The organism is Aquamicrobium aerolatum DSM 21857 (assembly GCF_900113935.1).
In the GTDB taxonomy this organism is placed as follows: domain Bacteria; phylum Pseudomonadota; class Alphaproteobacteria; order Rhizobiales; family Rhizobiaceae; genus Aerobium; species Aerobium aerolatum.
This window is the reverse complement of record NZ_FORF01000012.1, coordinates 1-14052: the sequence shown is the minus strand read 5'-3', so window position 1 is coordinate 14052 and position 14052 is coordinate 1. Positions and strand designations below refer to the sequence as shown.

The 14052-nt window shown below is 58.0% G+C and carries 19 protein-coding genes; 15 read left to right on the top strand and 4 right to left on the bottom strand.

The genetic code is table 11. From position 1 onward, the window contains the following. Positions 1 to 283: 283 nt before the first annotated feature. Genes BMZ42_RS11120 through BMZ42_RS11110 form a run of 3 tightly spaced genes read right to left on the bottom strand, consistent with a single transcriptional unit; the run spans position 284 to position 2471 of the window. Entirely contained in the window at positions 284 to 694 is a 411-nt protein-coding gene (locus BMZ42_RS11120; RefSeq protein ID WP_091522265.1) for a hypothetical protein, read from the bottom strand. Beyond that, complete coding sequence (locus tag BMZ42_RS11115; RefSeq protein ID WP_091522262.1) at positions 691 to 2022, bottom strand: recombinase family protein; 1332 nt, start codon at positions 2020 to 2022, stop codon at positions 691 to 693. Before BMZ42_RS11115 ends, BMZ42_RS11120 begins: the two co-directional genes overlap by 4 nt. Continuing rightward, entirely contained in the window at positions 2019 to 2471 is a 453-nt protein-coding gene (locus BMZ42_RS11110) for a DUF2924 domain-containing protein (RefSeq protein ID WP_091522261.1), read from the bottom strand. Before BMZ42_RS11110 ends, BMZ42_RS11115 begins: the two co-directional genes overlap by 4 nt. 26 nt (positions 2472 to 2497) lie before the next feature. Between BMZ42_RS11110 and BMZ42_RS18015 the strand changes: the two genes are divergently transcribed. The 13 genes from BMZ42_RS18015 to BMZ42_RS11045 all read left to right on the top strand — a co-directional run bounded on the left by BMZ42_RS18015 (position 2498) and on the right by BMZ42_RS11045 (position 11799). Then, positions 2498 to 2752 (top strand): hypothetical protein, encoded by a 255-nt coding sequence (locus BMZ42_RS18015; RefSeq protein ID WP_175556701.1) that lies wholly within the window; start codon positions 2498 to 2500, stop codon positions 2750 to 2752. A gap of 47 nt (positions 2753 to 2799) precedes the next feature. Next, on the top strand, positions 2800 to 3564 hold the full coding sequence (locus BMZ42_RS11100; RefSeq protein WP_091522255.1) for a hypothetical protein: 765 nt from the start codon (positions 2800 to 2802) through the stop codon (positions 3562 to 3564). Continuing rightward, positions 3504 to 4025 (top strand): hypothetical protein, encoded by a 522-nt coding sequence (locus tag BMZ42_RS11095; protein WP_139207912.1) that lies wholly within the window; start codon positions 3504 to 3506, stop codon positions 4023 to 4025. The genes BMZ42_RS11100 and BMZ42_RS11095 overlap by 61 nt, the downstream gene beginning before the upstream one ends. After that, positions 3973 to 4959 (top strand): helix-turn-helix domain-containing protein, encoded by a 987-nt coding sequence (locus BMZ42_RS11090; protein WP_091522251.1) that lies wholly within the window; start codon positions 3973 to 3975, stop codon positions 4957 to 4959. Before BMZ42_RS11095 ends, BMZ42_RS11090 begins: the two co-directional genes overlap by 53 nt. 117 nt (positions 4960 to 5076) lie before the next feature. After that, positions 5077 to 5652 carry a sigma factor gene (locus tag BMZ42_RS11085; RefSeq protein WP_091522248.1) on the top strand — a complete coding sequence of 192 codons (576 nt, stop codon included), beginning with the start codon at positions 5077 to 5079 and terminating at the stop codon, positions 5650 to 5652. Between the two features lie 33 nt (positions 5653 to 5685). Continuing rightward, on the top strand, positions 5686 to 6075 hold the full coding sequence (locus tag BMZ42_RS11080) for a hypothetical protein (protein ID WP_175556700.1): 390 nt from the start codon (positions 5686 to 5688) through the stop codon (positions 6073 to 6075). 12 nt (positions 6076 to 6087) lie between these two features. Further along, complete coding sequence (locus BMZ42_RS11075) at positions 6088 to 6381, top strand: hypothetical protein (protein ID WP_091522246.1); 294 nt, start codon at positions 6088 to 6090, stop codon at positions 6379 to 6381. A 2-nt stretch (positions 6382 to 6383) separates the two neighbouring features. Further along, positions 6384 to 6926 (top strand): RuvC family protein, encoded by a 543-nt coding sequence (locus tag BMZ42_RS11070; protein ID WP_091522243.1) that lies wholly within the window; start codon positions 6384 to 6386, stop codon positions 6924 to 6926. Continuing rightward, positions 6923 to 7669: a PD-(D/E)XK nuclease family protein gene (locus BMZ42_RS11065; RefSeq protein WP_091522241.1), complete on the top strand. Its 747-nt coding sequence runs from the start codon at positions 6923 to 6925 to the stop codon at positions 7667 to 7669. Before BMZ42_RS11070 ends, BMZ42_RS11065 begins: the two co-directional genes overlap by 4 nt. 75 nt (positions 7670 to 7744) lie before the next feature. Further along, positions 7745 to 8401 carry a hypothetical protein gene (locus tag BMZ42_RS11060; RefSeq protein ID WP_139207910.1) on the top strand — a complete coding sequence of 219 codons (657 nt, stop codon included), beginning with the start codon at positions 7745 to 7747 and terminating at the stop codon, positions 8399 to 8401. Positions 8402 to 8482: 81 nt separating this feature from the next. Continuing rightward, on the top strand, positions 8483 to 10549 hold the full coding sequence (locus BMZ42_RS11055; protein WP_091522236.1) for an AAA family ATPase: 2067 nt from the start codon (positions 8483 to 8485) through the stop codon (positions 10547 to 10549). A gap of 211 nt (positions 10550 to 10760) precedes the next feature. Next, a complete protein-coding gene (locus BMZ42_RS11050) occupies positions 10761 to 11324 on the top strand; it encodes a hypothetical protein (protein ID WP_091522233.1) in 564 nt (187 codons plus the stop codon). Next, on the top strand, positions 11308 to 11799 hold the full coding sequence (locus tag BMZ42_RS11045) for a DUF6362 family protein (protein WP_091522230.1): 492 nt from the start codon (positions 11308 to 11310) through the stop codon (positions 11797 to 11799). Before BMZ42_RS11050 ends, BMZ42_RS11045 begins: the two co-directional genes overlap by 17 nt. A gap of 22 nt (positions 11800 to 11821) precedes the next feature. Here BMZ42_RS11045 and BMZ42_RS11040 read toward each other — a convergent pair whose 3' ends face one another. Beyond that, positions 11822 to 12244 (bottom strand): PACE efflux transporter, encoded by a 423-nt coding sequence (locus BMZ42_RS11040; protein ID WP_091522227.1) that lies wholly within the window; start codon positions 12242 to 12244, stop codon positions 11822 to 11824. A gap of 308 nt (positions 12245 to 12552) precedes the next feature. Between BMZ42_RS11040 and BMZ42_RS11035 the strand changes: the two genes are divergently transcribed. Together BMZ42_RS11035 and BMZ42_RS11030 are read left to right on the top strand one after the other, a co-directional pair. After that, positions 12553 to 12897: an HNH endonuclease gene (locus tag BMZ42_RS11035; RefSeq protein ID WP_091522225.1), complete on the top strand. Its 345-nt coding sequence runs from the start codon at positions 12553 to 12555 to the stop codon at positions 12895 to 12897. 136 nt (positions 12898 to 13033) lie between these two features. After that, positions 13034 to 14052 (top strand): ParB N-terminal domain-containing protein (locus BMZ42_RS11030; protein WP_139207909.1); only part of this gene is annotated, 1019 nt, incomplete at its 3' end.

The window sequence follows — 14052 nt, the reverse complement described above, 5'->3', positions numbered from 1 at the left end:
TAGTCGTCCTCGGTAAGGTCGGGTATGTGCTCTCGCAGCAGAGCCAGCATGGCCCCGTTACCGATGGAGGAACCGTCATCGGGAGCCAAGTTCAGGATCAGTTCGGTGAGACTGTCAAAAATGCTCGAATCAGCATTGGCCGTATTTGTATGGTTCATATCGCCCCTCTACCAGCTGGTAATCTAGGCAACGCGATACAGGGCTGTAAAGATCGCAACATGCCAGCAGCAGATACCGTCACGGTGGGCACGTCCCAAACCTGTTTGGCTGAGAACGTCCGGAATTACAGCATACAAAGCGATGCCGACTGCCTCTCCCACTCCAGTGGAAATGGCTTCATCAGCGTCGCCAGCGTGATATCCCGCCCCTGTCTGCCATCGAGGATCGCCTCGACGATTGAAGGCGCCAGCAGGGTCAGGCGTAGGACGCGGCTGACATAGGAGGAGCTGATTTTCTCGGCTCGGGCAATGTCCTCAACTGTGGTGTGAACGCCGGTTTCCAGCAGCTTGCGCCAGCGGAAGCCACGGGCGATGGCTTTCACCATGGTGTTGTCGACACGAGCACGTGGCAGCGCCCATGACGATGTGCCATCGGGCAGGACGATCTGCTTGCGCCCACCGCGCTTGTTGAACGTGAGCGGCACATGCACGGTGATGGTGTCGTGATCACTGGTGACGGAAGCTGTTATACTCATGCTGCCTTCCTGTTGTCAGAGTTTTTCCGATCCGACCCTATGGTGCCAAGATCCGCAACAAGGCCGGCCAACCCTAGCGTGCACAGGCGGATGGAAAGGCCGTCAGTGGCAAGATCAACCCGCTCGACCAGAAGCTGAACAATGCGGGCCTGCTCCGCTGGAAACAGTTCGTCCCAGATCGGATCGAGCCGCTCCAGCGCATCGCGAACCTCGGCCTCTGGCAGGTCTTCAATTTCCGACCGAGCCGCACGCCATGTGCCGATGATAATTTCCGGTGCTCGTAGAAGTCCACGCAGTTGATCAATGACGGCGTTCTCCACCTCTGCGGCCGGCACACGAGCGATCGGACAGGCATCGGCCCCGCGTTTCAGCACCGATTGGCTGACATAATAGCGATAAAGCTTGTCGCCCTTCTTTGTGTGGGTCGGCGAGAATGCAGCGCCGTCAGGACCAAAAATCAGACCTTTCAATAGGGCCGGCGTCTGCGCCCGCGTGTTGCTGGCGCGTTTGCGTGGGCTGGTCTGAAGAATGGCACGAACCTTGTCCCAAAGAGCACGATCGATGATCGGTTTGTGCTCACCGGGATAACTTTTGCCCTTGTGCACGGCCTCACCGATATAGACCCGGTTGTTCAGGAGCTTGTAGAGAACACCCTTGTCGACCAGTTTGCCCCGGCGGGTGCGAACATTCTCGGCAGCCAGAGCTTTTGCCAAAACCGTTGCCGAGCCAATGCTTACAAACCGCTCGAAGATCATGCGCACCGTGGCAGCCTCGGTTTCCTCGATTACCAGCTTGCGGCTTTCCACCCGATAACCCAGCGGAACAACACCGCCCATCCACATGCCTTTCTTGCGACTGGCGGCAAACTTATCACGAATGCGCTCGGCCGTGACCTCGCGTTCAAACTGGGCAAAGGACAGCAAGATGTTCAGCGTCAGCCTGCCCATCAAGGTGGTGGTGTTGAACGACTGGGTGACGGAGACGAAGGTGACGCCATTTCTGTCAAACACCTCGACCAGCTTGGAAAAATCCATCAAGGAGCGCGACAGGCGGTCGATCTTATAAACGACCACCACGTCGACCAGTCCATCCTCGATATCGGCCAGCAGCTGTTTCAGTGCCGGGCGTTCCAGCGTGCCGCCGGAAATACCACCGTCATCGTACTGATCACGCACCAGTACCCAGCCCTCGGAGCGCTGGCTGGCAATATAGGCTTCGCAGGCCTCGCGCTGCGCATCGAGGCTGTTGAACTCCTGCTCCAGCCCTTCCTCGGAGGATTTTCTGGTGTAGATGGCGCAGCGAAGCTTGCGAATGGCAGGTTTCGTCATGTCCGGCTCCTGTGGTTTTTCAGGCCGAAGAAAATCCAGCCATTCCAGCGCGTGCCGGTGATGGCGCGGGCGACCGAGGACAGGCTTTTGTAAGGGCGTCCCTGCCATTCAAAACCATCGGCCAGCACAGTAACGGTGTGCTCGACACCCTGCCATTCGCGGATCAAGCGGGTACCGACAATCGGTCGGTCGTCAGCACGGTTGCGACGTACCATCAAGTTGCCGCCATCAAGCTGTTCACCCAAAGCTTCAAGCCGCTCGATTGTCGAGGGTTTCAGCCCGCCATAGGCCAACTCCTGAATCCGATAGGCCAGCCTGCTTTCGAGATAGCGCCGATTAAAAGCGGGCGGTTCGCTGTCGAACAGATCGCGCCACTGCTTCTTCAGTTCCGGCGTTGTGGCCGTCTTCAGCGCCACCAGGCGCGCGGGAATAGGATCATGCGTCGTCATCAAATTCTCCGGTGAGTTGGAGTTGCATGACGGCATCGGTCGGGCGTGAAGTGAAGGCAACTTTCTCCATTATCTTCAACAGGATGAGCACCTTCGCGCTGACGCAGTCGAATGATGCCGCGTGCAAGCAGCTGGCACAGTTCGGCATGACGTTCGGTGGATTTCATGCGCTCTGGTGGCAATGGATTTGGAATATTCATGGGGACCCACCCTCAACGGTTATCCCCAGTCAAGTACTCAGCACCACGTCAAACCGTCTCACCGATTCGACTCGTTGTTGAGGTTTTGATAAAGAACATAATGGGAACAAAATAAAATAGGGTGCACCATGAAGAAGAGCATCAAGAAATTCGTCAGCCGAGAATTCGTCAAAACGGTTGATCTTGAACTTCTGAAGCGACTGATCGACAAATTCGATGCTGCCGAGAAGCTTAAATGGGCTGACTTGCCTGAGGAGGACCGTGAACGACGGGAGGAGATCTACGAAATATTCCGTGGGGCCGATGAAACATTCCCCAAGAAATTACTCGATGCACTTCATCGCATCATGATGCTTTCCAACCCAACAGGAGCGCGGCTTCTCCACGAACGCGCCGAGGCGGCCGGGATCAAGTTGATACCTGACGAGGAACTGAAAGACGAAAATGATGGCCGCCATCTTACGCCGCGGCACATCGCGCTCAGAGCTTTCCTCGACCACCAGGAAATATTCGATCAAACCCGCAAGGTTGCCGCCTTTTTCTTTGGCAGCAAGATTCTGGAATTCCATGGCACGGCTGGTACTCCTTCCCGCCATGATAGTTCAGAAGCACGTGAGGCGTTCCAGAACGCGGCTTCCGCCTATTTTTCGGAGCGCTACCAAGGGCGTTATTGTCGGGTCAGCTGGTATGATGAAGGCGAGGAAGTTCGCATTATGGTGGCTCACGGCAACAATGCCACCATGGCGAATGTCGAGGAAGATGGGGAGGAGCAAACTCGAGCCTGGCGCGAAATTGCCGAAGACAGCATGCGCTGTCCGGCTGGGCAGGTATTATGGCGAAGACACTCGGTGACCAGCGCCAGCTCGCCGCGCTATTTGCAGAGCATATGCTAGGCGACGCCGATTTCTTCAAAAAGCGGGAGAATGAGCAGCTTTACACATTGCAGCCGGTTCGGGATCAAGGTGCGGACTTTCGCTTCCGTTACGATTGGGACGAGCGTGTCCAGGACGTCAAGGTTCAGCAAATTGTGGTCGACGACGGCGAATATGTACTCAATGGCCGCCGGCATTACTCACCTTGGACTTTAACCTGCAAAGACAACCATGATGCGATAGCGCAACTGCACGAGATAGCACCGGATCTCAACCTGTCCGAGGTTCAAGTCGTTTCGATGAGGCTGGTGTTCCAATTCGTCATCAACGAAGACAATTTCCCGGTCACCGTGAGGATCAACCCGCCGCACACCGCCACGATCTCGGACCGCACACTGGAAGACGCAATCATGGAGCTTTTGACACGCAATGGCATCCGCCTCCCTCGTCAAGCTGACACGGCTGCTATTGCAGCGGAGTGACCGCCACCCGATCGGTCGCCTGGATGGAAATGATCAGAAGACTGCAGACGCGGCCGTTTTTCTGCGTTTCCTGAATCTCGGATTGCTGACTGAAGAGGCGCAATTGTCGGACGCCGATGGCATCATGTTCGAAACCATCGGCGGCCGCGTCTGGGGATTTTGTGCAGATGGAACAGGCAATGCTGATGCGCTCACCCCAGATGATCTACGCCAGTTCGAAATCAATATGACTGCCGTTTGCCGGCAAATCCGTAAGGCTAATGGGATCGAAGGACCACCTGTGGAAGTGCTTGGCCCCTTTGCCATGCGGATCGGGGCGGTCGGCAGCGGTAGCAGGCGGCGTCAATATTTTATGGTGCGCGCGCTACGCCCGAAGAATGCGCTCGATCTTGCCTATACGATCCGGGGACATGCCGATGAAGGCGCAATTGTTATTCTGACGCCAACTGAACGCAATTTGCCCGGCAATGTGATCCGCTTGCTGCGGGCAACCCAGATCGAGATCTTGTCAATTGATGCACATCTCGATGAGAGCGCTGCAGAACCACTTGTTCTGCATCTGCTGCGCACACCCGAGGGCTTGTCGATCGACGAGCCGGAGCTTTTTATCGACACCGGTGGTCATCGAGTATGTTTTCATGGTGCTGACGTTAGCTTGACTTCGCGTGAATTCAGCGTTCTCGTCGCCCTAAGCAACGAGGCAGCCAATGAGGCCGGCTTTGTCAATCGCGACTTGCTTCACCATTGCTTGCCTAAAGCCAAAGGCAAAGAGGAAGTTGCTTCTGAGCAGCTGGAAAAGGTTATCAGCAATCTCCGCAGTGCTCTGACGTCGGCAGCTGGCATGCCACGCGAGCATGGGAGAAAGCTCATTATCTCCAAACGCCGCATCGGATATAGGCTCGATATCCAGCAAGAAAATATCAGTATCGTCTAATCCTCCTCCTCCCCACTGGCAGGTTTCTGGAAGCTTCGGGGAAGGTTCCAAAGAGGCTTCTCCAGTCATAATCGACGACCTTCGGCTCATCAAAAACGATGAATCGAGGTCCTACCGATGCGCTGCCCAATCTCTCCCGCTGATCTTTCTACCCTCCAGCATGTTGCTGACCGCGTTGCACGTCGCACACGCCATCGGCTCGGCCTGCCTATGCAGGATCTTGATGATCTGCGCCAGGAGCTGTTGCTCGACCTGATCGCAAGGATTCCCACCTTCGACCACACTCGCAGCCCGCTTGAGGCTTACGCTCAGCTGGTCGCCAGCCACCGTTCCACCCGCATCGATCGCGCCGTGTGGCGCGAGCGCCAGCTTTATGGCCGAACACCTCTGTCGCTGGATACCCCGCTTGCCGGTGATGACAACGCGGTCGTCGGCGATCTGTTTTCGCAAGAACAGGGATTGGGCGCGCTGTTTGGCCAGTCTTTTGATGTCGAGGATCAGGCCATTACCAACACCAGCCTCGATGTCGGGTTAGCGCAGCTTCAGCCCGATGATCAGCATCTTTGCGTAGCCCTTGTCGGCTCGAGCATCGATCAACTTGCCGCTTCTGGCCATGGCGCCCGCGCCACCCTGTACCGCCGCCTGAAAGATATCCGCCTGACGCTTCTCGCCCATGGCGTGGAGCCTGCGTGAGACGGTTTTGAAGCTCGGTGAGTACTAATCAATATGAACAAGATCTCCCATAAATTCACCGCCGCCCAGCTGCTGCTAACCGAGGCGCAGTTCTGCGCCTGGATCGGCCAGTCAGCACCCGGCACTACCATTCAGTACCATAGCGGGTTCCTCGCAATCGACACCGTGCGCGCCAGTAGCGATCTCCTTGAGCATGAGCGCAAGGAACTGGTTCGTGTTGGCCGCCGTGCCTGGTGGGCTTTTGAACACAGCCTCGTCCATCTCGTGCAGCGCCGCCTTGCCACTGATCGGTTCGCCTATCTGGCGATTGCCCGTGCGCGCCCGAAAAAGATGCACGCAAGCTTGCTCAGCGTCCTTGCCCAGCATGACGAAACTGGCGGCCTCGCCAATCCCAATATTTCGCTTCGCCAGTCCCGGTCCTGAAAGGAGCCTTCGATGTTTGCCACCTCCAAGCTGAACAATTTGCGCAAACGCCATTACGGTCTTGATGGTTTGCCAAGCTCGATCTGCGTCCTCGCTCCGGACCAGCTGGCAAGTTCAGTGCGCCCGTTAGAGGTGGCGACCCTCGATGAGGTGGCCTTCGCCATCGTCAAGGCCGAACAGGCTTACAACGCCGCTGGCGATCGCCTGTTTGCCCTGCGCCGCCTCTATAATCTGGCTCGCGAGGCTGGTGGGATCGGGTCTGGTTGTGCAGTCGATGCTGCAATCAATGCCAGGTCGGAGCGCTGATCATGGCTATTCTTGCCATCGACCCGGGCCTCAACAACGGCATTGCCATTCTGGATTGTCAGCGTCGTCTGCTGCTGGCAACCGAAATCCCGGTGATCGGTGAAGGCGCCAACAAGCGTCTGAACCTGATCACCTTCGCCGACATTCTGGGCCAGTTTCGGATCAGCCATGCGGTTGTCGAGGATGTCGCGGCAATGCCGAAACAGGGCCTAACCTCGACATTCCGCTTCGGTCGTGCCTCAGGCAGCTTTGAAGGCGCCCTTGCGGCACTCAAGATCCCGACAAGTTTTATCCGCCCTGCGATCTGGAAGCGCGACATCGGCGCCAAGGCCAAGCAAGCCGAAGATATCCGGGCTCTTGCCATTCAGACCTGGCCGGATCAGTCACATCGCTTTGCTCGCAAGCGAGATCACAACCGGGCAGAAGCAGCCCTGATCGGCCTCTGGTTTCTTCAGCATTCCGGCATCGTCGGCGAGGCGTCAGCAGATCGCATGCCTCCAGGATCCACCGTCATCGCTGATGGTGACGACGGGAGGACGATATGAGCAACCCCTTTGCGCCTCACGGCCTCGACCACATCTCGGTCAGCCAGCTTAATTTGTGGGCTGCAGCTCCAGGCATTTATGTGATGGAGCGTCTGCTCGGCCATCGCGCTCCAGTTGGGGCTGCTGCCCATCGTGGTACCGCCGTCGAAGCTGGTGTCATCGCTGGCCTGATGGGTGCCTCGCTCAAAGAGGCGATCGACACCGCCAATGCTGTTTTCACCGAGCGGACCGCGCTTTCGTCTGATCCGCGCCGGGACAAGGAGCGTGACAGCCTCGCTGGCATGGTCGAGCGCGGGATCGAACTGCTCGGACCATGGGGCAAACCCGATCGTACACAGGTGCGCAAGGAATGGCGCATGGATGGCATTGCCGTCCCGGTGCTCGGCTTCACGGATGCCGAATATGACGCACACGGGCTGATCATCGATCTGAAAACCAGCCACGCCCTGCCGTTAACAATCCGGACATCCCATGCAAGGCAGGTCGCCAGCTATATCGGCGCCGGATCGAACATGAGCGGCGGTGTTGCCTACGTCACCTCGAAAAAGTCAGCACTTTATCAGCTCGAGAACGCATCAGCCCATGTCGCGGCGCTGACTCGCATGGCGCATTCGCTGCAAAACTTCCTCGCCATCTCCACCGATCCACACGAGCTGGCGAGCCTGATCACCGTCGACACTGACAGTTTTTATCTCGCCGACCCACGTGCGCGTCAACACGCGTTCGAGGTGTTCGGCGTCTGAAATCCCCGATCACGGGATGGGCCAGCAGGCGGCCAGATGCCGGCACAAAGCGCAGAGCGCAGAAAGACTGACAACATGACTACTGGTTTTGGATTAAGCATTGGAAGCAGCAAGGATTTCCTCCCCTCCATCCGCATCAACGGCAAGGACGGCGGCGTCGAGCGATCGACATGGGATGGCAGCGAACGCGGCCTCGAAGTGGTCGATGACCTCGTTTGCCTGATGGATTGGTCCACGCTCCAGGTGGGCTGGGTTGAATTTACCGATCGTGGCCCCGACAAGCGTCTGGTCGCGATTGGCGATCCATTGCCTGACCGCCCTTCCGAAAAGCACAAGCAGGGTGTGCAGGTGGTGGTCTATCTGCCGGGCGGTCTTGGCTGCCACGAGATTTGCTCAACGGCAATCGGCGTGGTCGGCGCGCTGGAGCGCATCTATGAGACGAGCATTGCCGCCCCTGAATGGCAGCAAGGCAAGGTTCCGGTGGTGCGCTTGAGCGAGTTCATCAAGGAAAAGACCAAGCATGGCAATCGCGCCGTGCCGGTGTTCGAGATTCTCGACTGGAAGGATCGCCCCGCAGAATTGGACGAGCACAAGGCATCGCCCAAGCCGCGTGCAGCAATGCCGGCATCCACCCCTGTGTCTTCCGGCACGAGCCGTCCGGCTGCGACCGGCTCAACCCAGATGACGCCGCCTGCGTCCGGCGCCCGCGCCCCGGTTCCGGACTTCGGATGAGCGTCGAGGGGATCGGGAGGCGGCCACCTTCCGATCCCCGGCACCACCACGAAACAATGAGCTTGGACATGGGGCGCGTAGATGACCGTAGAATTGCCAGATGATTTTGCAAGCGCCTGCCAATGGGCCGACAGCTATCGGGCGCTGAGCCTTGCGGTGATCCCTGCTGCTGGCCGGGAAAAGATCCCGGTCGGCAAATGGCGTGAGTTCCAGACTGGCATTCCGCAGACCGTTCATGATCGCTGGTATGGCGACGACGGTGAACATCGCGCCAATTACCGCATGGGGTTCCTGACCGGTGCTGCCTCACTCGGCGATGGCTGGAAGCTGCTGGTCGTCGACCTTGATGAAAAGGGCAGTGTCTCCGGTTCCGCGACTTGGAATCATTGGGTTGCCGACAACGAACTTGGCTGCGATCCTGAAACGTGGCGCGCCCGCACCGGCGGCGGTGGCCAGCACATCTATTTTCGTTATCCCGCGCATCTTTCCATCAGGAATGCGCAGGAGACGATCGCCGGCATCGATGTGCGGGCTGAAGGCGGGTTTGTCATAGCCCCGCCGTCGCGCCATCAGAACGGCAAGCAATATCTCTGGACCTTCTCGCCCTTCGACACGGAGCTGGCCGAAGCGCCTGCGTGGCTGCTGGACAAGGTCGGGGCAACGGAGGCGCTGCCACTGGCGGCTGCGCCAGCCCAGCCATCGGCATTGTCATCATCATCACCTCCACGCGCCGAGACGACGGCGGCGGATCCCCAGGCATCACCACACCAGATCACTGATGCCTGGGGGCACATCGTTGATGGCCGCGATGCCTATATGCGCGACATGGTCTGGGCAGCAATCGTCGACTGGTATCGCGAATGCCCGATACCGCCAACCAGTCCCGAAGTCGAGCAGAAGCTGCTTGAGGTTTATGCAGTCTATGAGCGCAAGGTGCGTCCGCGGGAGGCTGGAAACACGCTCGAGAACGAAGGGCGCGGCCTTTCTGCTTTCCGGGAAAAGTGGGCTTACGCCATGCGGCAGTGGGACACCAAGGTTGCAGCGGCGGCGAAGGAAAAGCCAACTGGATCCCACAGGGTCATATGGGAACAAACATCACCTTCAGTCGACCTCTCGGCCGAACTGGAATGGTTCGACGATATCAGTCCGGTCATAAGCACGCCCTATATCGTCAAGGACGTCCTTGATCTCGGTGCCATGTCGGTCGTCTACGGCCCATCAAATTCTGGCAAGACCTTCTTTGCCCTTGATATCGCCTACCATGTTGCGATCGATCATTCCTGGCGTGCTCAGCGCGTTGCAGGCGGGTCGGTCCTTTATCTTGCTGCCGAGGGTGGCAATGGCATTGCAAACCGTATTGTCGGCCTCAGAAAGACCAGCGGCGTCGTGGACGTACCCTTTGCGCTGCGCCGTGCTGGTCTGGATCTTCTCAATCCGGATGCCGACACCGAGCGTGTCATCAAGCTTGCCGAGGAAGTTGAAAAACGCGCGCCCCTTAAATTGATAGTGATCGACACGCTGTCGCGCGTTATCGCCGGTGGCGACGAAAACGGTCCGGTCGACATGACAGCGTTCATCAAGAATATCGATCGCATCCGTCATGCCACCGGCGCCCATATCATGATCGTCCACCATACCGGCAAGGATGCGGCCAAGGGCGCACGTGGTCATTCATCGCTCAGGGCTGCGACCGATACCGAAATCGAGGTCTCAGTCGACGAGATGGAAACGCGTCTCGCCAAAGTGACCAAGCAGCGTGACCTGCCGGGGGGCGAGGAGTTTGCCTTCAAGCTTGATCCAGTCGCGCTCGGTGTCGACGATGACGGTGACACCGTCACCACATGCGTCGTGCTGCCCATGGAGAAGCAGGCGCAAACGGATGATTTTCTGCCACCACGTACAACCTGCAAGGCCATCCTGAAAGCAGTCGACGAGGCCTGGAAGGCGAAACATCCGTTCTCGATGGCACCCCAGTCAAAAGCGTCCGGGCGATATGCGCCACGGGCGCTCGGCCAGCAATTCGATCTGCCTGGCAAGGTCATCGAGACCCTGCTGATCAGCTGGATCGACAACGCCATCGTCGCCGTCGAGATGTGTGATTCCGACACCAAGAAGCGCGGCCTGAAGGTGCTCGAATGGCTCGATTGAGAGTTACGGAGGTTGCACGGAGGTTACGGAACTATGCCAGCTAAGCCATTGAAATCATTATCCGGAAGTCACTACGGAAGTTACGGAGAAGGAGGTGCTAAGCCATTGATTTCATTTACGGAGGTTTACGGAAGTCTGACCTCTTCTAAAGAAGGCCGCTGCGCTTCGGCTCCGCGGCCTTCAAAGGGGTCACGCGAGAAGGAGTTTGTTCATGGCCTATGATTTCAACAATGCGAGGCTGGCGACCAAGCCCAAATCCGAGATTGTCGTCGACATGATGGCAGCGTTGCACAAGCTCGATGCGCTGGCGCGCGATATGGAACGCAAATGGGGTGCGTGCCGTCTGCCAGCACTGGTGCCAGATGATCTGGCAAAACGGTTCTATTCACAACACCGCAAGGTCTCGATGGCGCTGCGCGAGGGACGCAACCAGGATGCGCTCCACGAGATAGAGCGTATGGTGACAGCTTGGCAGTTTCTGGATCAAGAAGCAGACAGGCTGGGTGCGGAGCCGATCCATCCTGCCGTCTGGGAGGTTGCACTTTCCGATGGCACGGTGGCGGCGATCGTCCAGGACGAGGATAGTGCTGCCGCTGTCGATCCGCAGGACCGCGCCATGAAAGTCTACATGCTGTCCGAGATCGCCCGCCTGATCGAGGCCATGCCGACGGTGATGGCGATCAAGGAGGAATGGCCCGGCGCCAAGGTTGTGCCGACACGCACGATCACTGCCGACAATTACTGGTGGGAGCATGGCGATGAACTGCCGTTTTGACCGACCCCGCAGCCGCGATGGCAGCGACCTGATCTGGACACCCAGGCTGGTCGAGGAGCGCCTCGCTGAAGCTGCTGCCGTGCTGCAGCGATTGCCTGCGCCACGGCGACAGGGATATTTTAATACGTGGCCTCGTCACAGCTATGAGTTCGGCGACCTCGTGGGCCAAGCGCCACGACAAACGTCGTTGCCACCACCATCGCCTGCTGTGATTTCACGCATGGAAGAAACGCTGACATGGACAATCGGCTTGGATCCAATCGATGGCGGGATTGTCTGGCTGCGCGCCCACAACGCACCATGGAAAGCAATCTGTTGGAAGGTCGGCTTGCAGCGCTCCGCAGCCAATGAGCGCTGGCTCTTCGGGTTGTGCATCATCGCCATGAATCTCAACCGGCAGCCGATGCCGAGGAAGCGGTCACGGCGTTATGTGATCGAACGAATGAAGGACTTTTCGGCTACAGCGCTGCTTTAAGATGCAAGCGATGGGGTGCGGTTCAACCCTCCCGTTTAATCGGCACTACGTAATCAAATATCAACGTGAACACGAAGGTGAAGACCAGGAAAAATATCAATAGTGCCACTTGCATCACAAGTGCATCGAACGGTCCCACCTGGTACCAGAACATGAATAGCGGGATCAGTATGGCAATCAGGCCGAATTCGAAACCAGCGGCATGGACTGCACGCAAGCCAAGGGAACGGGTCTGAATTCTGCGGATTCGCTCCCACCTCTCAAAGAGCGTGTTGTAAATAAAGTTCCAGACAACCGCAGCAACGGAGCTTGCAACAGCAACCGGCAGCGAGCCCTGCGCCTCGCCTCCGCTGAGGGTCGCAAGAAGCATGGTTGCAAAAGCTATCGCGAATATTTCAAAAACGACGACGTAGGTGATCCGTCTTGCAAGTGGAGAGAGTGTCATCTGCCTTCGATTCGGTCTGAATTTTTGTGGTTTTGTAACCAGGTAACCCAAAATTCCCACTAAATGCATCTTGCAGACAACTGCTTTTGGTTTGACCCGAAATGACGGCAATATCTCCATTTGGGTTGACACTGCATCGATCGTAGTCGTGCGAAGAATGTCCGCCGGACATACCGCAGCAAGACAAAACCTGCTGATTTGGGGTATATTCTGGCTATGCTTGCGAGAGTAGCGCGCCGCGACGGCAGTAATCCTCGCAGGCGTTTTTCGTTTCCAGCACCATCATTTCTATCATTGAGATCAGCATCATGGCCGTTTGTCCACCGATCCACCGTCCTGTTGGACGGCGTGAGAAACGTGAGCGTGACCAGGACTATGCACGGCGACGCAATCCAGAAGCCCGCGCGCTCTATCGCTCGAAGCGCTGGCGCACCGAACGCGCTGCATTCCTGCACCAGCATCCGCTGTGCGTGGAGTGCCAGCGACATGATCTGATACGCCCGGCGAACGTCGTCGATCACATCGATCCGCATGGCGGTGACGAGACGGTGTTTTGGGACCGCAGTCGCTGGCAGGCGCTGTGTGCTTCCTGCCACGGCCGGAAGACGGCAGCAAAGGATGGCGGTTTCGGCAATACGAAACGCTGCTCATAGCCCCCGGGGGAGTCTAAATCTCTAACGATTTCAATGACATGACCGCGCGCCACCAAGAACTCATCCGTGGCCAAAATGGCGATGGGGGGGGGGTACGCGACCAAGATGTTGATTTTGTTGGATACGAAAAATGCAAATGGCTGATCCTGCCACCATCGACGCCATTCACGGCGATCGCCAGCTTGCCGTCGAATACCGGCCGCTCGATGCGCTGGTGCCGTACGCCCGCAATGCGCGCACGCATTCTGACGCGCAGATCGCCGAGATCGCCGGCTCGATCCGCGCATTCGGTTTTACCAATCCGGTGCTGATTGCCGAGGACGGTACGTTGATCGCCGGCCACGGAAGGGTGCTGGCTGCGCGCAAGCTCGGCATGGAGACAGTGCCGGCCATCGTGCTGACGGGCCTGTCGGAGACGCAGCGCCGGGCGCTGGTGCTGGCCGACAACCGCATCGCCATGAATGCTGGCTGGGACGAGGATCTGCTGGGGTTGGAACTCTCCGATCTACAGGAGGCAGGCTTTGATCTCGGCCTGACCGGCTTTGATGACGACGAATTGCAGGACCTGCTTTACGGCAGCAGCAACGAACAGGACGGGCTGACCGAGGATGACGCCATTCCGGAAGTGCCGGCAACGCCGGTCACCCGACGCGGCGATCTGTGGCTGCTCGGCGATCATCGCTTGCTCTGCGGTGACAGCACAGACCCGGATGATGTGACCCGCCTGATGAATGGCGAGCGGGCGGCATTGTTCGCGACCGATCCGCCCTATCTCGTCGATTATGACGGCACCAACCATCCGACCAAGAAGAACGCCTCAAAGCGGGCGAAGAAAATTGCCAACAAGGATTGGTCGGAAGACTACATCGAGCAGCCGCACTGGGATGATTCCAGTCAGGGCCCTGAGTTTTACGAAGCCTTCTGCCGGGTGGCGATCGACCATGCCATCGAGGAGAACGTCGCTTGGTATTGCTGGCACGCTTCACGCAGGCAACGCATGCTGGAAAATGTCTGGGACAAGTTTGACGTCCTGCATCACCAGCAGATCATCTGGGCCAAGTCCCGCCCGGTGCTGACCCGCTCGGTGATGCTATGGGCGCATGAGCCCTGCATGTTCGGCTGGGTTCGCGGCAAGAAGCCTCGCATCAATCGCGA